Consider the following 21,713-nt stretch of genomic DNA (forward strand, 5'->3'; position numbering starts at 1 on the left):
GCAGACCAGGCGGAACTCTTCTGGGCTCTTCAAAGGCTCTAGGCTGCCCGGGAGGACAGGGACCCCGATAGAGCTGGCCAGCTTCCTCACATGCAGCTTTTGCCCCGCCTGGCGCAGGACGGAGGAGGGCGAACCGATGAAGACGAGCCCCGCCTCCTCGCAGACCCGGGCAAACGCGGCATTTTCAGAAAGGAAGCCGTAGCCGGGGTGGACAGCCCTGACCCTACTCCGCCGGGCAATATTCAGTAGCTTGTCCATATTCATATAGGTCTCCTCGACCCAGCAGCCCCCGAGGGGATAGGCTTCCGTCGCCAGGCGCACATGGGGGGCCTCCCGGTCGGGGTCGCTGTAGACAGCAACGGTGGGTATGCCAAGGCGGGAGCAGGTGCGGATAACGCGAACTGCTATCTCGCCCCGGTTGGCTACCATGACCTTGCCGACCGCTGGTCTTTGGGCAACCCCTTCTGACTGAGGGAACATGCTACATAGGAGAGTCTATCAAAGCCCTGCGCTGCCCGTCAAGGAAAGCTATCTCAAGAAGAACAGGCCGGCCATGGCTACCCCGGCCAGGGAGGCCCCCAGGTAGAAGGGGGCGGCGGGGGCTATTGCCTGCCAGAGCACGCCAGCGAGGAGGCTGGCCGGGAGGGCCGCCAGGCCCACCGCCCCGTGATAGAAACCATAGGCGGTGCCACGGCTCCTCTCGGGCACCAGGTCTGCCACATAGGCCCTCCCCACCCCCTCTGTGGCCCCATAGTAGAGGCCATAGGCGACAAAGAGGAACACCACCTGCCAGGGGGCGGTGGCCTGGGCGAAGCCCAGGTAGATGAGCGCATACACCGCAAAGCCCACCAGGAGAACGGCCTTCCTCCCCAGCCGGTCCGAGAGGACGCCGGCGGGAAAGGATGTGCCGGCATAGACCAGGTTGAACATCGCCAGCACCGCCAGGATATGAAAAGGAGATAGGCCCAGGTCATGCGCCCGCAGGATGAGAAAGGCGTCGCTGAAACGCCCCAGGGTGAATACGACCATGATAGCCAGGAAGAGTTTGAACCGTCCGCTGAGGCCCTGGTGGGAGGGGGGCTTTTCGGCGGGGGGGGCGGGGGGAGGTTCCTTCACCTTCCACAGGAGGAGCAGTGGCGCCAGAAAAGCGGGGATGATGCCTATCAGAACCAGCTTTTGATAGGAGGCCCTGGTCAGGTCGGGGGCCGTGCGCTGGGCAAGAAAGACCGCCAGGGCCGCCAGGGCCAGCCCCACCACCGCCCCATAGCTGTCCAGGGCACGCTGGAAGCCAAAGCCCCTCCCCCTTTCCTGGGGGGCGGAGGAGCTGGCCACCAGGGCATCCCGGGGAGCGGTGCGCACCGCCTTCCCCAGCCGGTCGATGAACCTCACCCCCAGCACCAGGCCCCAGGTTGTTGCGAAGTAGAGGAAGGGCTTTGCCAGGCCGGAAAGGGTATAGCCCACTACGGTCAGGGCCTTTCGCTTCTTTGTCCTATCGGCCAGCCAGCCGGAAAAGACCCGGAGGGTGGTTGCAGTGCTCTCCCCAATGCCCTCTATGAGGCCGATGATAGCCGGCCCCACCCCCAGGACGCTGGTGAGGAAGAGAGGGAGGATGGTAAGGGTCATCTCCGAGCTGACATCGGTTAGAAAGCTCACCAGGCCCAGGAAGAAGATATTGGGGGGGACCCCCAGGAGCCTCTTTCCCCCTTTCTTCATCACCCCTATTTGTAGAGGCCCTTCTCCAGGATATACTGCTCCACTGCACGGGGTACCAGATATCTTATGGGAAGCCCTTCCCTCACACGGCGGCGGACTTCAGTGGAACTTATCTGGATGATAGGGCCCTCCAGGAGGTGAACCCTCTTCCCCACCCCCGGTAGGAGCCTCTCCAGGCCGGGGAGGTCCGGGGCGGGGCAACCCGGCCGGGGGAAGACCACCAGCTCGGCCAGGGCCAGGACCCTCTCCGGGTCTTTCCACCGGGGAAGGTTCTCCAGGGCATCCCAGCCCAGCAAAAAGAAAAGCCTTTCCCCAGGCATCTGCCCGGAAAGAGCTGCCAGGGTATCCACCGTGTATGAAACGCCGGGGTGGTCGGTTTCAATCCGGGACACGGCAAAAGCCAGGTTATCTTCTAAAGCCAGTTGGAGCATAGCCAGGCGGTGGGGGGCAGGGGTTATGGTCCTGTCCTTCATCCAGGGTCGGCCAGCAGGCATAAAGAGGACTTGCCTGAGACCAAGCCTCTCCCTGGCCTCCTGAGCAAGAAACAGATGACCCAGATGCACCGGGTCAAATGTGCCCCCCAGGATGCCGGTTTTCACCCCTTTTATCACTTCTTAGAAAATAGAAGACATATCATATTTATAAATAATAATAATGCCTGGAGGTAGAAAGGGAAAGGGGACGAAAAGGGCAGTTCTAGATTCGGACCTTCTGCCGGAGCTCCTGGAGTCTGGCCTGGAAAGAGGGGTCTCGTTCGAGCTGGCGAACTATCTTCTCGTAGCCATACCTTACTGAAGCCTTTGCCGTTTGACCCAGGGCAGCCCCGATCTCGGAGATAGGCAGGCCCAGTTCTTCCCTGAGGAGGTAGATGACAATATGCCGGGCCATGCTGATGCGGGGGGACCTCTTTCTTGAGAGTAGGTCCTGGCGGGTGAGCTGGAAGGAATGGGCCACGGCATCCAAGACCCTTGCGGGGGGTGGGGGGGCCTCCGTGTGAGGGGCCAGGGCCTGGGAAGCTAGCTCGGTGGAAAGAGGAAGACCGGTGAGGCGGGAGTAGGCCGCCAGCCGGTGGAGTCTCCCTTCCAGCTCCCGCACACTCTCCGTCGCCCCCTCTGCCACAAGCTCCAGGACCGTGCGTGAGACAGTGAGGCCCAGTGAGGCCGCCTTCGTCTTCAGGATGAGGAGGCGGGTGGTGGGGTCTGGGGGCTGGAGGCCGACGAGGAGACCTCCTTCCAGGCGGGAGCGGAGCCTTTTGTCCAAGAAGGAGAGGACCTGCGGGGGGCTATCGGCGGTGAACACAATCTGATGGCCGAAGGAAGATATGTAGTCGATGGTATGGAGGAGGCTCTCCTGGGTCTGCTGCTTGTTGGCTAGAAAGGAGAGGTCATCCACTAGCAGGATGTCCGCAGAGATGCACTTCTGACGGAAGGCTGCAGTCCTCTTTTGCTGGATGGAGAGGATGAATTCATTGGTATACTCCTCCGCCGTCAGCAGAAGGGGCCCCCAGCCCCTGGCCTGAGAGAAGTTTCCGGTGGCATGGAGGAGGTGGGTCTTGCCCAGGCCGGGAGGGCCGTAGATGAAGAGGGGGTTAAAGCTGGCCCCGGGCCTTTCCGCGGCCTGAAGGCAGGCGGCGTGGGCCAGGCGGTTGCACTGGCCTACCATAAAGCTATCAAAGGTATAGCGGGGGTTGAAGCAGGAAAGGCGGAGGGGCGAAGGGGCCTGGGCCACCTGGAACTCCACCTCCACCTCTTGCCCCAGGAGGCCCAGGAGGGTGCGTCTTATCAGGGAATAGAGGCTCCTTTCCAACCATTCACGGGCAAAGGGGCCGGGGACTCCAACAACAAAGACGCCGGCCTCATAGCCGAGCCCCTTTGTATCTTTAAGCCAGGTCTGGTAATTGGCCTTGGTGACCTGGAGTTGGAGTTGACCCAGAACTGTTTCCCAAAGCTCTTGGGCCGATTTCAGGCTGCACCTCCAGAACGCTCCAATGTTAGTGGGGCGGGAGGGAGGGGACAAGGGGGCTGCGGGGGGGGATAAGACAGGGGCGGGGGGGCCGGCGGGCCTTCTCGTCCCCTCTCGTTCCATCTTTCTCTCCGTCTTTCTCTTTTCACCAAGGGGAAGGGATGCTAAGATTCTCCTAAATGGCTCTGGCGGTGTTTATGGGGACCCCGGATTTTGCTGTTCCCGTCCTGGAGGCCCTGCTGGGCGCCCACCGGGTGGTGGGGGTGTATACCCGCCCGGATGAGGCGGGGGGGAGGGGGCTTCTTCCCATTCCCTCCCCGGTGAAGGTGGTTGCCCAGAGGGCGGGCCTGCCCCTCTTCCAGCCCAGGAGCCTGAAGGGCGGGGAGGAGGTGGTCAGGCTGAGGGAGCTGGCCCCGGAAGTGGCCGTGGTGGCTGCTTACGGCCTTCTCCTGCCCCCGGAGGTGCTCCGGGTCCCGTCGGCAGGCTGCCTTAACGTCCACCCTTCCCTCCTGCCCCGCCACCGCGGCCCCTCCCCCATTGCGGGGGCCATCCTGGCCGGGGATGAGGAGACGGGGGTAAGCCTGATTCTGATGGACGAGGGCATGGACACTGGCCCCCTCCTGGCCCAGGAGAGGTTGCCTATAGGGCCCCAGGACACCGCCCTCTCCCTGGGGCAGAAGCTTTCCCACCTGGGGGCCTGCCTCCTCTTAGAGGTCCTGCCCCGGTATTTGAGAGGGGAGAGCAGGCCTGCTCCCCAGCAGGGGGAGCCGAGCTATACCCGGCTCATCCGGAAGGAGGAGGGGGCGATGGACTGGTGCCTCCCTGCCCGCTCGCTGTGGCTCCGGGTAAGGGCGTTCCACCCCTGGCCGGGGGCCTTCACCAGCTTTAAGGGCCGGCGGCTGAGGGTCCTGGAGGCCTTCCCCCGGGCGGTGTCCCCTCCCCTGGTGCCGGGTCAGGTGAGGGCCCTGGGGAAAGGGGTGGGGGTGGAGACCGGGGAGGGGGTCCTGGAGCTCATTACCCTGCAAATGGAGGGGAGGCGAGCCCTCCCCATAGAAGAGTTCCTGAGGGGCCAGAGGGACTTTGTCGGCGCTGTCCTGCCCGGCTAGTTCGCGCGCTGCTGGAACTGGAAGACCTTCCCCTCGGTCTTGATAGAGGGGGCGATGACCAGGTCCACCTTGTGCATGTCGCGGAGGGTGAGGGCTCCCACAATTCCTGCACAGGTGCGCAGGGCCCCTATCAGGTTCTGGGTGCCATCGGTGCGGGAGGTGGGGCCAAAGAGGATACGCTCGAGGGAGCCGGTGGTGCCCACCCGGATGCGGGTGCCCCGGGGCAGGGCGGAATGGGGGGTGGCCATCCCCCAGTGATAGCCCCTTCCGGGGGCCTCCTCGGCCTGGGCCATGAGAGACCCCAGCATCACCGCATCGGCCCCGCAGGCGATGGCTTTGCACACGTCCCCGCCATTCCTGATGCCGCCATCGGTAATAAGGCAGACATAGCGGCCCGTCTCTCGGAAGTATTTCTCCCTGGCCAGGGCGCAGTCCATGGTGGCGGTGACCTGGGGCACCCCCACCCCCAGCACCTCCCGGGTGGTGCAGGCCGCCCCCGGCCCCACCCCCACCAGGAGCCCCGCTATCCCCGTCTCCATGAGTTCCAGGGACGCGGAGTAGGTAACACAGTTCCCCACCAGGACGGGGACCTTCAACTGGGAGCAGAACTCAGAGAAGACCAGGCCCTTGTAGCTCTTGGAGATATGCCGGGCCGTGGTCACGGTGGACTGGATCACCACCACATCGGCCCCGGCCTCCACTGCCAGGGGGGCCAGGCTCTTGGAGGTCTGGGGGGTCATGGCCGCCCCGCAGATGGCCCCGGCCCCCTTTATCTCCTGGAGCCTCTCCCCCACCAGGTTTTCCTGGATGGGCTGGGAGTAGACCTTCTGCAGGAGCTGGGTGCAACTCTCCTGGGGGGCAGAGACAACCTCGTCCAGGACTGCCTGGGCATCTTTGTAGCGGGTTTGGACCCCTTCCAGGTTCAGAATAGGCAGGCCCCCCAGCCTGGCGAAGAGGATGGAGAACCCCGGGTCCACCACGGCATCCATGGCGGCGGTCAGGACCGGGATGGGGAAGGTCAGGGGCCCCAGCTGAAAATAGGTATTGGCCTGGTCCGGGTTGACGGTCACATCGCCGGGGACAATGGCTATCTCGTCAAAGCCAAAGGCCTGGCGTAGCTTCCTGGGCCTGGGCTCAGGCCTCATTGCGCTGCCTGTCTCCTCTCTGGAAGATGCTAACTATGGCAAATTTAGCAAAATGGTGGGCCCAAGTCAATCCTGAGAAAGCTCCAGTCCCCCAGATGGGGAGGGAAAGCGGGCTTCCTGAGCACCTGGCCCCGGAAGCTCATGGCTAACAGGGCCAGAAAGCCCAGCCCCAGGGCCAGGCTCAGGACAAGGCCTGCCTTCTCCTTCATCTCGGGTCTCAGTGCTTGGGCTCGGCCTTCACATGCTTGGCCGGGTTCCTGTCAAACTCCTTCTTACAGCCCACGGAGCAGAAATAGTAGGTCTTTCCCTGGTATTCCGACCTACCCGCGGCCTTCTTCTCATCTACCTCCATGCCGCAGATGGGGTCCCTGGTCATGCTCTTCGCTTACAGCTCCTGGAGCTCGCCCGCCTTTATCTTTTCCACCAGGATGTTCCACTCTGCTCTCTTGAGGACGGCCAGGTTCTCCCCCTCCCCGATGCGGACCTCCTCGCCCCGGAACTCCACCGAGGGGCAGCACTGGCAGTCTTTGCACAGGTAAACCTTGGGTTCCACCTTGACACCTCCTATTTTTTATTTATCCCCCAGCCTCTTCTTGAGGATGGGGGTAATGGTGGGCAGGGCTACGATAAGGGCCAGGAAAAAGACCCACACCGCCCCGGCATAGCGGGCCATGGCCCCGTGGTCCTGGAGGCTTGCCGCCAGGAAGAAAGCCCCCGCCAGGACAGAGGCCACAGTAAAAGACAACAGGGTGGCCAGGCGGATAGCCTTCTCTTTCACGCTGCCTCCAGCCTTCTCACCGGGGGCCGGTAGCCCCGGAGGAGGGTGGTGTTCAGGGTCACCGAGACGGAGCTGGTGGCCATGAAGAAGGCGGCCAGCTCCGGGCTCACCACCAGGCCGAAGAAGGGATAGAGGAGCCCGGCGGCGATGGGGATGCCCAGGGTATTGTAGCCGAAGGCCCAGAAGAGGTTCTCCTTTACCTTTCTCATGGTGGCCCGCGAGACCTGGACGGCGGCCACCACATCCAGCAAACGGTCCCGGATTAGGATGACATGGCCTGTTTCCTTGGCCACATCGGTGCCCGCGCCGATGGCTATGCCCGAATCGGCCTGGGCCAGGGCGGGGGCATCGTTGATGCCGTCCCCCACCATGGCCACCTTCCTTTTCTCTCCCTGGAGCTTCCTTACCTCCTCGGCTTTATCCTGGGGGAGGACCTCGGCCAGCACCCGGTCAATCCCCGCCTGGCGGGCGATGGCCTGGGCCGTGCGGCGGTTGTCCCCGGTGAGCATGGCCACCTGGATGCCCAGGCGGTGGAGCTGGTCAATGGCCAGGGGGGCATCGGGCCTGAGGGTATCGGCCACGGCGATAACCCCCCCGGCCTTTCCATCCCTGGCCAGGAACACTACTGTCTTGCCCTCTGCTTCCAGCCTCTCCACCTGGGGGAGGAGGCTATCAATGGCGATGGCCTTCTCCCCCATGAGCTTGCGGTTCCCCAGGAGGATACGGGCCCCGTCCAGGCCCACCTCCACTCCCTGCCCTGGGATGGCCTGGAAGGCCTGGGGCTGGGGGACATCAATCCCCTCCTCCCGGGCCCGGCGGAGGATTGCCTCCGCCAGGGGGTGCTCCGAGTTTCTCTCCGCCACCGCCGCCAGCAGAAGCACCTCCCTTTCCGCAAGGCTGCCCCCCACCATATCGGTGACCGACGGCTCCCCCCGGGTGAGGGTCCCGGTCTTGTCAAAGATGACTGTGTCTACCTTGCTCAGGGCCTCAATGGCATCGGCCCCCTTGAAGAGGATGCCGTTCTCCGCGCCTTTCCCCGACCCGGCCATAATGGCGGCGGGGGTGGCCAGCCCCACGGCACAGGGGCAGGAGATGACCAGAACGGTGATGGACAGGAGCAGGGCGAAGCCGAAGACCCCGATGGAGCCCAGGGTGTAGGGGGAGAGGATGAAGCTGCTCTCGGGGCGGAAGAAGAGGCCATAGCCCGCGAAGAACCAGAAGACAAAGACCAGGAGGGCCAGGAGGTGCACCCCCAGGATGAAGTGGCCCGCTACATAGTCGGCCACCTTCTGGATGGGTGCCTTGGTGGTCTGGGCCTCCTCCACCAGCCGGATAATCTGGGCCAGGGCGGTCTCCTTCCCCACCCGCGTGGCCTGGAAGCGGAAGGCGCCCGTCTTGTTCAGGGTGCCCCCCGTGACCGGGTCCCCGGACTTTTTCTCCACCGGCAGGCTCTCCCCGGTGAGCATGGACTCGTCCACGGCCGAATAGCCCTCCTGCACCACCCCGTCCACCGGTATGCTCTCCCCCGGTCTCACCACCACCAGGTCCCCCACCTCCACCTCATCGGCGTGGAGCTCTATCTCCTGCCCCTCCCGCACCACCCGGGCCGTCCTGGGCTGGAGCTTCATCAGCTTGCGGATGGCCTCGGAGGTCTTGCCCCTGGTGGCCGCCTCCAGGTACCTGCCCAGGACGATAAAGCCCGTAAGGAGGGCGGCGGACTCGTAAAAGGTGGCCTTCTCCCCCCCGAAACCCGCCCGTGGCCAGAGGGTATTGAGCACGGCGATGAGGTAGGCCGCCCCGATGCCGGTGGCATAGAGCAGGTTCATATCGGTGAGGCCCTTTCTCAGCCCCCGGTAGGAATTGACGAAGAACTGCCGCGCTGGCCCCGCTACCACGATGGTAGTGAGGGCCCCCAGCAGATATGTATTGCCCAGGAACTCGGGGACAAGGCGTGGGAGGACCCAGTAGTCCCGGAAGGTGCCCAGCATGACGATTATCCCCAGGGGCCAGGCGATGGCCAGGTTGACAAGCTGTCGCCTTATCTCCCTCTCCCTGGCCTTCTTCTCCTGCTCCAGGGCCGCCTCCCCCTCCAGGGCCTCCTGGGCCCCATAGCCCAGCTCCTGGATGGTCCGCTTTATCTCCCTTATCCCCACCACCCCGGGGAGGTATTCCACCCGGGCCGAGCCGGAGGCCAGGTTGACCACAACCTTGCTTACCCCCTCCAGCTCCCCCACCGCCCGGGTTATCTTCTCCACGCAGGAGGCACAGGTCATCCCGGTGACCCGGAGGAGGGCTATCTGCTTTCCTACCCCGTAGCCTATGTCCCGCACCGCCTTTTCCATCTCCCTGGGGGATGTGCGGGCGGGGTCATACTCCACCGCTGCCTGCTCGGAAGCCAGATTCACCTGGGCCGAAGTCACCCCGGGCACCTCCTCCAGGGCCTGGGTCACATGCGCCACACAGGAGACGCAGGTCATTCCTGTTATGGGCAGAGCGATGCGCTTCTTTTCCTGGGTTTCCCTTACCGGCATCTTAGTCCCTGGATACAGGCTTCCCTTGCCGCTTTAGCTCTTTCACCATGTCCTGCTATTTCTCCGCCACATTAAAGAGCTCCAGGAGTTCCGAGATAACCTTGTCCTCTTTGCCGTCCTTTATCCCCAGGGGGACACAGGTGTGGAGGTGGTTGGCCAGGATGAGGGCCTCCAGCCTCTCAATGGCCTTCCTCACCGCCAGGGTCTGCCTCAGCACGTCCACACAGTAGCGGTTCTCCTCCACCATCTTCCTGATACCGGAAAGATGCCCCTCAATGTAGCTCAGCCTCCTGAGCGCCTCCTGCCTCTGGCCCTCTTCCATCATCCACCTCCATACCCCACCCCCCTGGGTGGGGGTCAACCAGGGACTCATTCTAGCAGAGGGGGAGGGGTATCGTCAAGGGGGTGGAATTGCTTTGGGGGCTGTGTTTATGGTATATATCTATAGGTTAGGAGGTGTAGGTTGGGTACTCGGGATTTCCGAAAGCATGAGCCGAAGAAGCCCAAGAAGGGGGCCAAGAAAGCTCCCAAGGTCTCGGTGCTGGTGGAAGTGGCCCCGGTAGAGGTTATCAAGGTCAAGGGCAAGAAGAAGGAAGAAGAAGAGTAGTTACCATGGCCCGGGTCCTGGAGGCCCTGGAATGGCCGCCGGAAGGGCCTCCACCTCCCCCTGGTGTATAGCACCGGCGGGTATGAAGGAGGTTTTGAACTAGTGGGTAGTCATAAGGGCACAAAGGGTAAGGGCAAGAAGGGCACCAAGAGGTAGTGACAGGGGGGGCTTCCCTACATGCCTTTGTCCGGGGGAGGGTGCAGGGGGTCCTCTTCCGCTCCTTTGTGGAGCGCCACGCCCGGAGGCTGGGGCTTGTGGGCTATGCGAGGAATCTGTTTGATGGGCGGGTGGAGGTGGTGGCGGAGGGTGAGAAGGCTGCCCTGGAAGAGCTTCTAAGACAGCTCCATCTGGGCCCCCCCGGGGCAAGGGTGGAGGGGGTGGATGCCGAGTGGGGAGTAGCTACAGGACGCTTCAGGGGCTTTGACATTAAGCACTAGAAGCTACCCCGAAGTCCCTCACTCACTTGGTCCCCCTCTCCCTTGCCATGCCTGCGAGGGGAGAGGGGGAAGATAGCATAGGGTACCAGGGGGGAACCTACCTGAGCCTGGTCAGAGGGGATTAGGCCCCGCCCATGTCTACCGGGTTGGCCTCGCGGTCGAAGGCAGTCACCGAGTTCGGAACGCCCTGGAAAACATTCTGGTCGAAGTTGACAAGCCCCCGGTTGTTCGCCGGGGCATCCGGCCCGACCAGCTTCCCCTCTACGCCCGGGGTAAAAATGGGCACTTTGGCCAGCGCCGGCGCCGCCATGGTCGCCAGCAGGGCACCGCCCAGCGCCAGGGCCAGCATCAACCTTCGCATACGCATCGCCTTCACCTCCAGTTGCTGAATCCACCACTCACGGTAGTCCCCTTCACGCGCGCATGGAATCACCCGAACGTCCTGATTCGACCACCAGAAGGTAGGAGGACGGTACGAGGGAAGGAAGTCACATTTCTGGCTAAAAAGAGGAGCCCGGCGGTGCTCCCGAGGTGTTAGCTAGGACCTCTCAGGCGAGGGGAACGGAAAGAAACTTGCGCGACGAACCATCACGGGCGCTCAGCTCTCCAGCTCCTTCTGGGCCTGGCGGATTAGCTCCAGGTAGGGGGAGGGGGCGCCGGCGGCCCGGGCGGCCTCGCTGTCCGCCTTGAAGGGCTCACCCAACCAGACCTTTCCCAGCTTTTCCCTCCCGTCCACAATCCCCAGGTCAAAGGGCAGGATGAAGTAGAGGTCGGCAAAGACCTTTGCCATCCCCAGGGCCTGGAGTTCTTCCTGCCGGTACTTGTGGTGGGGAAGGAGGCCCAGGAGGTTGGGGATGGTGAAACGGCCCTCCCCGTTGACCACCTGGAAGGGGGCTATGGAGACCCAGTAGTCGCAGGAGAGGAGGACATTGGGCACCCAGGCGCTGGGCAGGGCCAGGGACTTGGAGAGGGGGTTGTCAATCTCCACCAGGAGGCTGTCCTTCACATCCAGGAGCAGCACCCGGGGAAAGTCATAGCCCAGGGCCTGGTAGATAGGGGGCATGGCCCGGCCCTCGGGGTTGCCCTCCAGGATGATGATATCGGCCTTTGAGACGCGGCGTATGCCCTTGATAATGGCCTCCAGGGTCTCACGGCTGGTGGTGGCGGGGTGCGGCTGGGGGTGGGGGGCATAGGGCTTGAGGAGGACCCGCCGGGCGTGGGCTATCTGGGGCGGAGGCTGGAAGACAAAGCGCCCCGCATCGTGGACCTTTACTTCTTCCACAGCCTTATCTCCAGCCGGCGGGGGTCTCCTATTCCCCTCAGGGCGGAGACCATCCCCCGCACAGTCCTGGCCAGGAACTCCCGGACAAAGGGGTTCAAGGGCACCGGACGGCCATCGGCAAAGAGCTCCGCCTCTTCCTCTCTGTCCTTGAGGTAGGTGGTCTCTATCAGGTCGGCCAGCTTCTCTGTTTCCTCCCAGCGGAACTGGAGGACTGGCAGGGGGAGGGGCTCGTCGGTGACCACCGCCCATAGTTCCTCTGCTGAGCAGTGGAGCTCCCCTGTCTCCCGCCGGTGGACCTCTATTTTGGTGGCCCGGGCCTCGCGGAAGCCCTCCGTCAGGATGAGGTCAAAGCCGTCCCCCAGAAGCCTCAGGAGCCCCTCCAGGTCCGTTTCCTTCTCCATCTGGCGGAGGAGGGCGAACTGGTTGGAGGAGGCCAGGGCCACCGGGTTTGCTCCCGCCTTCTGAAGGCGGTCGCTGTCCTTCCCCTCCCGGTCCATGTCAAACCCCTGGGCACTGTGCTTTATGACCGCCACGCGGTAGCCCCGCCTGGCGAGGGCCGGGATAAGGGCCTCCAGAAGGGTGGTCTTCCCCGCACCGGACTTGCCTACGATGGAGACAATTGGTGGCATGTTATCCCCTCCAGTCCAGTCTTATCGCCTGGACCTCATCCCCCTCCCTCACCTGGGGGAGGTCCTCGGGGATGATGGCCAGGCCATCGGCCCCGGCCAGAGAGGAGAGGATGCCCGAGCCCTGGGGGCCGGAGAGGCGGGCATACACCTTCCCCCCCTCCTCCCTCAGCTTCACCCTGGCATAGACCCGCCGGCCATCGGTGTTCTTCACCCCCTCCTCCATGATGGCGGAGAGGGTGGGGAGCAGGAGGTCTTTCCTGCCCATCATCTTCCTGATGGCGGGGCGGGCGAATAGCTCAAAGGTTATCATGGCGCTTACCGGGTTCCCCGGCAGGCCCAGGTGGGGGACAAGCCTCTTGCCCTGGGAGAAGACGCCGAAGGCCAGGGGCTTGCCCGGCTTCATCCGCACCAGGTGAAAGCCCACCTTCCCCTTCCGGGCCAGGACCCCCTTCACCATATCATAGTCCCCCCGGGACACCCCTCCCGAGGTGATAAGGAAGTCCGCCTCCAGGCCCTCCTCTATCCTGGCCTCCAGCTCTGTCTCCTGGTCCCGGGCGATGCCCAGCAATCGGGGGATACCCCCCGCCGCCATCACCTGGCAGGCCAGGATGTAAGCGTTAGAATTGTAGATTTTGCCTGGGGCGAGGGGCTGGCCGGGTTCCACCAGCTCGTCCCCGGTGGAGAGGACGGCCACGACCGGCCGGCGGATGACCGAAACCCGGCTCAGGCCCAGGGAGGCCAGGAGGCCGATGGCTGCGGGGGAGAGCTCCGTCCCCCGGGCCAGGACCAGGCGGCCCCGGGCTATATCCTCCCCTCGCCGTCTTATGTTCCACCCCGCCGGGGCCTCCCGGAGAATGCCGATAGAGGTCAGGTCGCCCTTTCTCTTCTCTTCATCGGTGTCCTCAAAGGGGACCACGGCGTCGGCACCGGGGGGGAGGGAGGCGCCGGTCATGATGCGGAAGGCGGTCCCCGGCCCCACCCCCCCTGCCGCCACCCCCCCTGCCGCCACCTCCCCAACTACCCGCAGCAGGCGAGGGTTCTCCTTCCCCGCCCCCCGGGTATCCTCCGCCCGGACGGCATAGCCATCCATGGCGGAGTTATCGGCCGGGGGGACATCCAGGGGTGAAAAGACATCCCCCGCCAGCACCTGGCCCAGGGCCTCAAGGATTGGCTTCTCCTCGGTCCCCAGTGGTTTCGCCAGGGCCAGGACCTTCTCCAGGGCCTCCTCAACGCTGAGCATATTTCTCTATGAAACAAGTATATCACATGCCTTTCCCGTATCAGCTTTGACCTTCCCCGATGGCCCCGGCTGGGCAGGTCTGCTATGATTTGGCCGGAAGAGGGCAATGGAGAAGGAAGAGGCGAAGGCAAAAGTTGCTGACCTGGTGGCGAAATATGAGCACGTTATGAGTAGGCTTGCCAACGGTCAGTGAAGCGGTGGACATGACTGATGGTAGAGCGACTTAGCAAAGAACAAATTCGGGTTCTCTTGGAACTGTGTTTACAGAATGCCGAGGAACTCATTGGGGAGGCTGATATATTGCTTCAAGCAGGCAAGTATGCACGTGCAACCGGTCTTTGTATCATAGCCATGGAAGAATTGGGCAAACGAACGACGCTCTGGAGAGCAATAGGTTTTGGCGAGGATGAAACAGAATGGAAAGCATTTTGGAGACGCTTCCGTCAGCACGAGGTCAAGATTAGCTACATTCTCAGCGAGAAATATTCTGTCGTAATGGACCCCAGACGTTTTGAGGAATTCGAGAGGCAAGCGGCACAGGCTGGAGTGCTTACTAGTGCCCGCAAATATGCGTTCTATGTTGATGTGCTGCGGGGCAAACCTCATCTCCCTTCAGCATCGTTCACCAAGAAAAAGGCTGTGACAGCATTCAAGTCTGCCCATGCGCACCTGCGTCTTCACCAAGAGCTTTATCCTACTGACAGAGGGTTGGAATTGGCAGAGAAATGGGGTAACCGGAGGAAAGGCGAGACTCATCGGCAGTGGGCGGAACGAGTATTCGGAAAAGACATTCCCCCAGCTCTTGAGAAAATGGTGGACGAATATGATAAGGCGGAACGAAAGGCTTAGGTTATACCTTGACTTCTACGGCCTTACCGCCGAAGAAATAAAGATACTGGAAGCGTCCCATCCTTCTTGTCCTGGGCCCGGGGCCTGCTATAATGTCCTCTAATGAAGAAGAGGGTGCTTACAGGGGACCGCCCCACGGGCCGGCTCCACTTGGGGCATTATGTGGGCAGCCTGGAGAACCGGGTGAGGCTCCAGGACAAGTACGACTGCTTCTTCCTCGTCGCCGACCTCCACATGCTCACCACCCGGTATGAGCCCCAGGACCTGAAGGAGACCGCCGAGAATATCCGGGGCCTGGTCCTGGACTACCTCGCCGTGGGGATTGACCCGGAGAAGAGCGTCATCTATCTTCAATCACTGGTCCCCGAGGTAACGGAGCTCTTCACCCTCTTCTCCATGCTCATCACTGTCCCCAGGTTGCAGCGGGTGCCCACCCTGAAGGATGTGATGAGGGACCTGGAGATAGAGACGGCCTCGCTGGGCCTCCTCTCATACCCGGTGCTCCAGGCGGCAGACATACTGATGGTCCGGGCCAATGTAGTTCCCGTAGGGAAGGACCAGGCCTCTCACCTGGAGGTGACCCGGGAGATAGCCCGCCGCTTCAACGGCCTCTATAAGACCGTGTTCCCTATCCCTCAGACTCTGGTGGGGGATGTCCCCCTCCTTCCCGGCACCGATGGCAAGACCAAGATGTCCAAGTCCCTGGGCAATGCCATCTACCTTTCCGATGACCCCCAGACCGTTGAGGCCAGGGTGATGTCCATGTACACCGACCCCACCCGCGTCCACGCTACTGACCCCGGCCACGTGGAGGGGAACCCTGTCTTTGCCTACCATGATGCCTTCAACCCCAACAAGGATGAGGTGGAGGAGCTCAAGACGCGCTACAGGGAGGGCAAGGTGGGCGATGTGGAGGTGAAGAAGCGCCTCTGCCGGGCCCTGAATGAGTTCCTGGAACCTATCCGGCAGAGGCGGGCGGAGTATGCCAAAAGGAAAGGGCTGGTGGAGGAGGTGCTCAAGGTAGGGAGCCGGAAAGCCCGGGAGGAGGCCCAAAAGACCCTGGACCTGGTGAAAGACGCCATGGGCTTCTACCACCTGGTTTCCCCCCTTTGACGGGGGGCCAAAGACTGTGATATAGTCTAGGCGCTTTTCAGGAGGGGAAGAGAAAGATAGTTAAAGAGCTTCCAGTAAACGAGAAAATCATGGCCAGGGAGGTCCTCCTCATCGGGGCGGCGGGGGAGAAAATGGGGGTAGTCCCCTTCTTTCGGGCCCTCCAGATGGCCAGGGAACATGGGCTGGACCTGGTCCAGGTGGCCAGTCAGGCAGTGCCCCCTGTTTGCAAGATATTGGACTATGGAAGATACAAATACGAGCAGGCCAAGAAGGAGAAAGAGGCACGAAAGGGCCAGCATATCGTTGGCATCCGGGAGATACGCCTCCGGACCAAGATAAAGGAACATGACCTGGAGGCCAAGGCCCGGCTGGTCGAGAGGCTCTTAACACAGGGGAATAAAGTAAAGGTAACGGTCGTCTTCCGGGGGAGGGAGGTGACCCACCCGGAGTTGGGCTGGAAGCTTATAAAGAAGCTGGCCGAGTCGGTGAAGGGGCCGGGTGGGGTGGACGGGCCGCCCACCACGGAAGGGGGCAACCAGGTCCTCATCTTCTCCCCCAAGAGGGAGATGAAAGGGGTAAAGACCAGAGATGCCCAAACTGAAAACCCACAAGGGGGCTAAACGCCGGTTCCACATAACGGGGACGGGGAAGATCCTCCGGGTCAAGGGGGGCAAGAGCCACTTCCGCCGCCGCAAGGCCAAGCGGGTCAAGGGCCTCTATGATGAAATGGTCCCCCTGGATAAAGCAGACGTGGCCCGGATAAAACGGGTTATCCCCTATGGGGTCCCCTAGAGGAGATTTCTTTGAGGATAAAAAGAGGAAAAGTCGTCCGCCGCCGCCATAAGAAGCTCCTGGAGCTTACCGCAGGCCACCGGGCTACCAGGCACAACCTCTACAGGAGGGCCCATGATTCCATGCTCCATGCGCTCTCCTATGCCTATCGCCACCGCCGGGAGCGCAAAGGGGATATGAGGCGGCTGTGGATTGCTCGCATCAACGCCGCCTGCCGCCAGGCGGGCCTCACCTACAGCGTGTTTATGGCGGGTCTTAAAAAGGCCAATATCGCCCTGGACCGCAAGGCGCTGGCGGAGCTGGCGGTGAGGGACCCTCAGGCCTTTGCCCAGGTAGTAGAAAAGACCCGCGCCCAGGCCTGAACCTTCTATGGCCCTGAACCTCCGGGAGCTCCAGGAGCAGGCCCTGAGGGAGCTTGCCAGCCTTTCTGATAGTGAAGGGCTGGAGGCCTGGAGGGTGAGGTACCTGGGGAGGAAGGGGGCTCTGCCCCAGTTCCTCCGCGGCCTTGGCTCCCTCTCCCTGGAGGAGAGGAAAACCCTGGGGGCCCAGGCCAACCAGCTGAAGGACAGCCTCTTGGAGGCCCTGGAAAAGAGACTTGGGGAAATCAGGTCCCAGGCCCTTTCTGTCCTACACCGCGAGGCTTTTGATATCACCCAGCCCGGCCGCCCTTTCCCCATGGGGCGGCTCCATCCCATAACCCAGGTAGTCCGGGAGGTCTGTGCTATCTTCTCCTCCCTGGGCTTCCAGGTGGTGGAGGGGCCGGAGGTGGAGTGGGACTACTACAACTTTGAGGCCCTCAACATCCCCCCCGAGCACCCGGCCCGGGACATGTTCTCCACCTTCTGGATTGACTTTGCCGGGGAGAAGGGGAGGAACATGCTCCTGCGCACCCACACCTCCCCCATGCAGATAAGGGTGATGGAGAAGACCGCCCCGCCGGTGAGGGTGGTGGTGCCGGGGAAGGTCTTCCGCTACGAGGCCACCGATGCCACCCACGAGGCCATGTTCCACCAAGTTGAGGGCCTGGCTGTGGACCGGGGCATCACCATGGCCGACCTCAAGGGCACCCTCTTTGAGTTTGTCCGCCTGCTTTTCGGGGAGGAGAGGAAGGCCCGCTTCCGGTGCACCTATTTCCCCTTTGTGGAGCCCGGGGTGGACATGGCCATTGACTGCTTCCTTTGCAAGGGCCAGGGCTGCCGGGTGTGCGGCCATTCGGGGTGGCTGGAGGTCCTGGGGGCGGGGATGGTCCACCCCGAGGTCCTGGACAGGGTGGGCTATGATAGCCGGGTGTACACCGGCTTTGCCTTCGGCATGGGGGTGGAGAGGCTGGCCATGCTCCGCTGGGGCATTGAGGACATCCGCCTCTTCTTCCAGAACGATATCCGGTTCTTGAGGCAGTTCTAGATGAAAGTCCCGCTCTCCTGGCTCCGGGACTATGTCCCTTTGACCCTGCCAGCGAAGGAGCTGGCTGAAAAGCTCACCATGGCCGGGCTGGAGGTCACCGGCATGGAGGTCCGGGGCGGGGGCTGGGAGAAGGTATGGGTGGGCCAGGTCGTGGAGGTCTCCCCCCACCCCAACGCCGACCGGCTGAAGCTGGTGACCGTGGACCTCGGCACTTCCCGCGAGACCGTTGTGAGCGGGGCGCCCAATCTCCGGGTTGGGGACAAGGTCCCCTTCGCCAGGGTGGGGGCCAGGCTCATTGATGGGCATACCGGCCAGCCCCTGGAACTTAAACCCGTCAAAATCAGGGGGGTAGCCTCGGCGGGGATGGTGTGCTCGGAAAAGGAGCTGGGCCTCTCCGACCAGCACGAGGGGATAATGGTGCTTCCCTCCGAGGCCCCGGTGGGAGTCCCCCTTTCCCAATACCTGGGGGACACCATCCTTGATATAGATATAACCCCCAACCGCCCCGATTGCCTTTCGGTGCTGGGGGTCGCCTGGGAAGTAGCTGCCCGCACCGGCCAGAGGCTCTCCCTCCCCCCCAGCGACTATCCTGAAGAGGGCCTGCCCATAGAGGGGCTGGCCTCGGCGGAGATACGGGACCCGGACCTCTGCCCCCGCTATTCGGCGGCGCTGGTGCTGGGGGTGAAGGTAGGCCCCTCCCCCTCCTGGCTCCGGGAGAGGCTGGAGGCCTACGGCATGCGCCCCATCAACAACGTGGTGGACATAACCAACTATGTGATGATAGAGATGGGCCAGCCCCTCCATGCCTTTGATTTTGACACCCTCCGGGGGAGGAAGATCATCGTACGCCGCGCCCGGCAAGGCGAGAAGTTCACCACCCTGGACGGGGTGGAGTGGGAGCTCAATCCCCAGATGCTGGTCATCGCCGATGCCGAGAGGGCGGTGGCCCTGGGGGGGATTATGGGCGGGCTGGACACCGAGGTCACCCCCTCTACCACTGCTGTCCTCCTGGAGGCTGCCAGCTTCGCCTTCCCCCAGATAAGGGCTACCTCCCGGGCCCTGGGGCTGGATACCGAGGCCGTCATGCGCTTTGGTCGGGGCCTGGCCCCCGGCCTCACCGTCCCTGCCCTCAGGAGGGCGGTTAAGCTCATCCTGGACCTGGCGGGGGGAAAGGCGGCCCCGGGCCATCTGGACACCTACCCTGGAAGAAAAGGGCCTGAGTCCATCTTCCTGCCTCACCAGGAAATAAAGCGCCTGCTGGGAGTGGAGCTTGTCCCGGATGAGGTAGAGAGAATTCTCACCTCCCTGGGTTTTGAATGTCTTGCGGCCCCATCCGGCCTTCAGGTCCGGGTCCCCCACTGGCGCAGTGATATAAGGCTGGCGGCGGACCTGGTGGAGGAGGTGGCCCGGCTCCGGGGCTATGACCAGGTCCCCCTCACCCTTGTTTCTGGCCCACCCCCCAGCCCCCGGCCCAACCCCATGCTCCAGCTCAAGGAGAGGTTACGGGATCTCCTGGTGGCCCTGGGCCTCCAGGAGGCCATCACCTATGCCCTCGTCTCCGCAGAGAGGCTGGAAGCGGCGAAGGCCCCCCTGGGGATAAGGGTGGCCAACCCCCTCACCCGGGAGCAGGAATACCTGCGCACCAGCCTTCGCCCCGGTCTCTTCTCCCTCCTGGCCCAGAACCAGAAGCATGATGAGCTCCTCCGCTTCTTTGAGCTGGGCAGGGTGTATCTGCCCAGGGAGAAGGACCTGCCGGTGGAGAGGGAGATGGCGGGGGTGGTGGTGGTGGGGAGGCGCCGTCCCCTCTCCTGGGCGGAGAAGGAGGAGACGGCGGACTTCTACGACATCAAGGGCCTGGCCCAGGAGCTCCTCTCCCGCCTGGGCTTGGAGCCTCAATTTCTGCCCGGCCGGGACCCCTCTCTCCACCCCGCCCGCCAGGCGTATATAGCGGTGGCGGGAAACCCAATAGGGCTGCTTGGCGAAGTCCACCCACATCTGGCCGAGGCCTTTGAGCTGAAGGGGCCTGCCTATCTCCTGGAGCTGGACCTGGCGGGAATCCTGCCCCATCTCCCGCCCCACCGCCCCTACCGGCCCCTGGCCCGCTTCCCCGCTGTCCTCCGGGACATAGCCCTGGTGGTGGACGAAGGGGTGCCTGCCGAGAAGGTGGAGGGGCTTATCCGGGCCAACCCGCTGGTGCTGGCGGCGACCCTCTTTGATGTCTATACAGGCAAGCCCGTCCCGCCGGGGAAGAAGTCCCTGGCCTTCCGCCTTGAATACCAGTCCCTCTCCCGCACCCTCACCGATGAGGAGGTGGACCAGGCCCTGGGGCAGGCCCTGGCCCGCCTGAAGCAGGAGCTGGGGGCGGACCTCAGGACCTAAAGCTTCTCTTTGATGGCCTGGCGGGCCAGGGCCCTGAACTGGGAAAGGGTCACGGGCCCTTTGTCCTGGCCGTCCCGCAGGCGCAGGGCCACGGTGCCGGTCTGGGCCTCTTTATCCCCCACCACCAGCATATAGGGGACCTTCTCCAGCTGGGCCTGTCTTATCTTCTGTTGCATCCTCTCCGGGCGGCTGTCCAGCTTCACCCGCAGCCCCGCCCTCTTGAGGGCCTTCTCCACCTTCTGGGCATAGGCCAGGTGGCGGTCGGCGATGGGGATGAGGACGGCCTGGACGGGGGCCAGCCAGACGGGGAAGGCCCCCCGGTAGTGCTCGGTGAGGCAGGCCAGGAAGCGCTCCATGCTCCCCAGGACGGTGCGGTGGACCATCACCACCGGGTGGGGCTTCCCGTCCTCGCCGTCGTAGTTCACCTCAAAGCGCTGGGGGAGGTTGAAGTCCACCTGGATGGTGGGGCCCTGCCAGGCCCGGCCCAGGGCATCCTTCAGCTTGATATCTATCTTGGGGCCGTAGAAGACCCCCTCCCCGGGGTCTATCCCATAGGGGAGGGAGAGCTTCTCCAGGGCCCGGCGCAGGGTGGCGGTGGCCTCCTCCCACATCTCGGAGTTGCCGGCATATTTCTCCGGGCGGGTGGAGAGGCGGAGCTCGTACTCCTTGAAGCCGAAGGAAGAGAGCATGAAGCGGGCCAATTCCAGCACCGCCACCACCTCCGCCTCCAGCTGGTCGGGGCGGCAGAAGATATGGGCATCGTCCTGGGTAAATCCCCGCACCCGGGCCAGCCCGTGGAGGACCCCGGAGCGCTCATAGCGATAGACCGTTCCCAGCTCCGCCAGGCGGATGGGCAGTTCCCGGTAGCTGTGGCGGCGGCTCTGGTATATCTTGATATGGAAGGGGCAGTTCATGGGCTTGAGGATATACTCCTGCCCCTCGATATCCATGGGGGAGTAGAGGTATTCCCGGTACAGCTCCCAGTGCCCGCTCACCTTCCACAGGTCCGCGCGGGCGATGTGGGGGGTATAGACCAGCTCATACCCCCGCCGCACATGCTCGTCCTTCCAGAAGTCCTCAACAATCCGGCGGACGGCGGCCCCTTTCGGGTGCCAGTGGACGAGGCCCGGGCCTATCTCCTCGTGGATGCTGAAGAGCTCCAGCTCCCTCCCCAGCCGGCGGTGGTCCCGCCTTTCCGCCTCCTCCAGCTTTGCCAGGTGGGCCTCCAGCTCCTCCCGGTGGAGGAAGGCGGTGGCGTAGAGGCGCTGTAGCATGGGGCGCTTTTCATCCCCCCGCCAGTAGGCCCCGGCGATGGAGAGGAGCTTGAAGGGGCCCACTTCCCCGGTGCTTTTCACATGGGGCCCCCGGCACAGGTCCACAAAGCCCCCCTGCCGGTAGGTGGTGAGGGCCCCATCGGGGAGCTCCTCAATCAGCTCCAGCTTGTAGGGCTGCTGGGCAAAGAGCTTCCTGGCTCCCTCTTTGCCTATCTCCTCCCGCACGATGGGCACGTCCCTGGAGATAATCTCGGCCATGCGCTTTTCAATCTCCGGCAGGTCCTCGGGTTTCAGGGGGCGGGGGAGGTCAAAGTCATAGTAGAAGCCATCCTCAATGTTGGGGCCGATGCCGAAGCGGGCATCGGGGAACATCTCCCCCACCGCCTGGGCCATCACATGGGCGCAGGAGTGCCTCATAGCCTCCAGCCGTGAGCTATCTTCAGCCATCGCCAGGGATTTTACTGGAAATGGG

At 63.2% G+C, this 21,713-nt stretch carries 26 protein-coding genes; 10 read left to right on the forward strand and 16 right to left on the reverse strand.

Features of this window, described 5'->3' with window-relative positions; all coding sequences use genetic code 11:
• From KJ624_00615 to dnaA, 4 genes are all read right to left on the reverse strand, one after another.
• On the reverse strand, positions 1-480 hold a 480-nt coding region (locus KJ624_00615; GenBank protein ID MBU2008344.1), incomplete at its 3' end, for a hypothetical protein.
• Between the two features lie 48 nt (positions 481-528).
• Positions 529-1,713 carry an MFS transporter gene (locus KJ624_00620; GenBank protein ID MBU2008345.1) on the reverse strand — a complete coding sequence of 395 codons (1,185 nt, stop codon included), beginning with the start codon at positions 1,711-1,713 and terminating at the stop codon, positions 529-531.
• A 5-nt stretch (positions 1,714-1,718) separates the two neighbouring features.
• Positions 1,719-2,321, reverse strand: a complete 603-nt coding sequence (gene nadD / locus KJ624_00625) for a nicotinate-nucleotide adenylyltransferase (GenBank protein ID MBU2008346.1) — start codon at positions 2,319-2,321, stop codon at positions 1,719-1,721.
• An 88-nt stretch (positions 2,322-2,409) separates the two neighbouring features.
• Positions 2,410-3,798 (reverse strand): chromosomal replication initiator protein DnaA, encoded by a 1,389-nt coding sequence (dnaA, locus tag KJ624_00630; protein MBU2008347.1) that lies wholly within the window; start codon positions 3,796-3,798, stop codon positions 2,410-2,412.
• 56 nt (positions 3,799-3,854) lie between these two features.
• Between dnaA and fmt the strand changes: the two genes are divergently transcribed.
• Entirely contained in the window at positions 3,855-4,781 is a 927-nt protein-coding gene (gene fmt / locus KJ624_00635) for a methionyl-tRNA formyltransferase (protein ID MBU2008348.1), read from the forward strand.
• Here the strand turns inward: fmt and KJ624_00640 are convergent.
• From KJ624_00640 to KJ624_00670, 7 genes are read right to left on the reverse strand one after another with little or no spacing between them, the layout of a single operon-like run.
• Entirely contained in the window at positions 4,778-5,926 is a 1,149-nt protein-coding gene (locus KJ624_00640) for a GuaB3 family IMP dehydrogenase-related protein (GenBank protein ID MBU2008349.1), read from the reverse strand. The two genes, fmt and KJ624_00640, sit on opposite strands and share 4 nt — an antisense overlap.
• Positions 5,927-5,970: 44 nt before the next feature.
• Positions 5,971-6,135 (reverse strand): hypothetical protein, encoded by a 165-nt coding sequence (locus KJ624_00645; protein MBU2008350.1) that lies wholly within the window; start codon positions 6,133-6,135, stop codon positions 5,971-5,973.
• Positions 6,136-6,143: 8 nt separating this feature from the next.
• A complete protein-coding gene (locus KJ624_00650; protein MBU2008351.1) occupies positions 6,144-6,302 on the reverse strand; it encodes a YHS domain-containing protein in 159 nt (52 codons plus the stop codon).
• A 9-nt stretch (positions 6,303-6,311) separates the two neighbouring features.
• Positions 6,312-6,479 carry a hypothetical protein gene (locus KJ624_00655; GenBank protein ID MBU2008352.1) on the reverse strand — a complete coding sequence of 56 codons (168 nt, stop codon included), beginning with the start codon at positions 6,477-6,479 and terminating at the stop codon, positions 6,312-6,314.
• An 18-nt stretch (positions 6,480-6,497) separates the two neighbouring features.
• Positions 6,498-6,704 (reverse strand): hypothetical protein, encoded by a 207-nt coding sequence (locus KJ624_00660; protein ID MBU2008353.1) that lies wholly within the window; start codon positions 6,702-6,704, stop codon positions 6,498-6,500.
• Complete coding sequence (locus KJ624_00665) at positions 6,701-9,235, reverse strand: heavy metal translocating P-type ATPase (protein ID MBU2008354.1); 2,535 nt, start codon at positions 9,233-9,235, stop codon at positions 6,701-6,703. The genes KJ624_00660 and KJ624_00665 overlap by 4 nt, the downstream gene beginning before the upstream one ends.
• 55 nt (positions 9,236-9,290) lie before the next feature.
• A complete protein-coding gene (locus KJ624_00670) occupies positions 9,291-9,557 on the reverse strand; it encodes a metal-sensitive transcriptional regulator (protein ID MBU2008355.1) in 267 nt (88 codons plus the stop codon).
• A 141-nt stretch (positions 9,558-9,698) separates the two neighbouring features.
• Here KJ624_00670 and KJ624_00675 point away from each other — a divergent pair, with 141 nt between their 5' ends.
• Both KJ624_00675 and KJ624_00680 read left to right on the forward strand, forming a co-directional pair.
• Positions 9,699-9,842, forward strand: a complete 144-nt coding sequence (locus tag KJ624_00675) for a hypothetical protein (GenBank protein ID MBU2008356.1) — start codon at positions 9,699-9,701, stop codon at positions 9,840-9,842.
• A gap of 155 nt (positions 9,843-9,997) precedes the next feature.
• Positions 9,998-10,279, forward strand: coding sequence for an acylphosphatase (locus KJ624_00680; GenBank protein MBU2008357.1), 282 nt, complete (start codon positions 9,998-10,000; stop codon positions 10,277-10,279).
• 121 nt (positions 10,280-10,400) lie between these two features.
• On the opposite strand, the gene KJ624_00685 is transcribed toward KJ624_00680, so the two are convergent.
• From KJ624_00685 to KJ624_00700, 4 genes are all read right to left on the reverse strand, one after another.
• A complete protein-coding gene (locus tag KJ624_00685) occupies positions 10,401-10,640 on the reverse strand; it encodes a hypothetical protein (GenBank protein MBU2008358.1) in 240 nt (79 codons plus the stop codon).
• A gap of 237 nt (positions 10,641-10,877) precedes the next feature.
• Positions 10,878-11,561 (reverse strand): DUF362 domain-containing protein, encoded by a 684-nt coding sequence (locus KJ624_00690; GenBank protein MBU2008359.1) that lies wholly within the window; start codon positions 11,559-11,561, stop codon positions 10,878-10,880.
• Positions 11,549-12,190 carry a molybdopterin-guanine dinucleotide biosynthesis protein B gene (gene mobB / locus KJ624_00695; protein MBU2008360.1) on the reverse strand — a complete coding sequence of 214 codons (642 nt, stop codon included), beginning with the start codon at positions 12,188-12,190 and terminating at the stop codon, positions 11,549-11,551. The genes KJ624_00690 and mobB overlap by 13 nt, the downstream gene beginning before the upstream one ends.
• Before the next feature lies 1 nt (position 12,191).
• Positions 12,192-13,430, reverse strand: a complete 1,239-nt coding sequence (locus KJ624_00700) for a molybdopterin molybdotransferase MoeA (GenBank protein MBU2008361.1) — start codon at positions 13,428-13,430, stop codon at positions 12,192-12,194.
• 210 nt (positions 13,431-13,640) lie between these two features.
• On the opposite strand from KJ624_00700, the gene KJ624_00705 reads away from it, so the two are divergent.
• From KJ624_00705 to pheT, 7 genes are all read left to right on the forward strand, one after another.
• The gene (locus tag KJ624_00705; GenBank protein MBU2008362.1) at positions 13,641-14,279 is read left to right on the forward strand and encodes an AbiV family abortive infection protein; all 639 of its coding nucleotides are present in this window, start codon (positions 13,641-13,643) and stop codon (positions 14,277-14,279) included.
• A gap of 102 nt (positions 14,280-14,381) precedes the next feature.
• Entirely contained in the window at positions 14,382-15,392 is a 1,011-nt protein-coding gene (trpS, locus tag KJ624_00710) for a tryptophan--tRNA ligase (protein MBU2008363.1), read from the forward strand.
• 89 nt (positions 15,393-15,481) lie between these two features.
• Entirely contained in the window at positions 15,482-16,012 is a 531-nt protein-coding gene (gene infC / locus KJ624_00715; GenBank protein MBU2008364.1) for a translation initiation factor IF-3, read from the forward strand.
• Positions 15,981-16,184 carry a 50S ribosomal protein L35 gene (gene rpmI / locus KJ624_00720; protein ID MBU2008365.1) on the forward strand — a complete coding sequence of 68 codons (204 nt, stop codon included), beginning with the start codon at positions 15,981-15,983 and terminating at the stop codon, positions 16,182-16,184. The genes infC and rpmI overlap by 32 nt, the downstream gene beginning before the upstream one ends.
• An 11-nt stretch (positions 16,185-16,195) precedes the next feature.
• Positions 16,196-16,546: a 50S ribosomal protein L20 gene (gene rplT / locus KJ624_00725; GenBank protein ID MBU2008366.1), complete on the forward strand. Its 351-nt coding sequence runs from the start codon at positions 16,196-16,198 to the stop codon at positions 16,544-16,546.
• A 7-nt stretch (positions 16,547-16,553) separates the two neighbouring features.
• Positions 16,554-17,588 (forward strand): phenylalanine--tRNA ligase subunit alpha, encoded by a 1,035-nt coding sequence (pheS, locus tag KJ624_00730; GenBank protein MBU2008367.1) that lies wholly within the window; start codon positions 16,554-16,556, stop codon positions 17,586-17,588.
• Positions 17,589-19,967, forward strand: a complete 2,379-nt coding sequence (pheT, locus tag KJ624_00735) for a phenylalanine--tRNA ligase subunit beta (GenBank protein MBU2008368.1) — start codon at positions 17,589-17,591, stop codon at positions 19,965-19,967.
• Here the strand turns inward: pheT and thrS are convergent.
• Complete coding sequence (gene thrS / locus KJ624_00740; GenBank protein ID MBU2008369.1) at positions 19,964-21,688, reverse strand: threonine--tRNA ligase; 1,725 nt, start codon at positions 21,686-21,688, stop codon at positions 19,964-19,966. The two genes, pheT and thrS, sit on opposite strands and share 4 nt — an antisense overlap.
• Positions 21,689-21,713: the final 25 nt, after the last annotated feature.

This window comes from Chloroflexota bacterium (assembly GCA_018825785.1).
Lineage (GTDB): Bacteria > Chloroflexota > Dehalococcoidia > JACVQG01 > JAHKAY01 > JAHKAY01.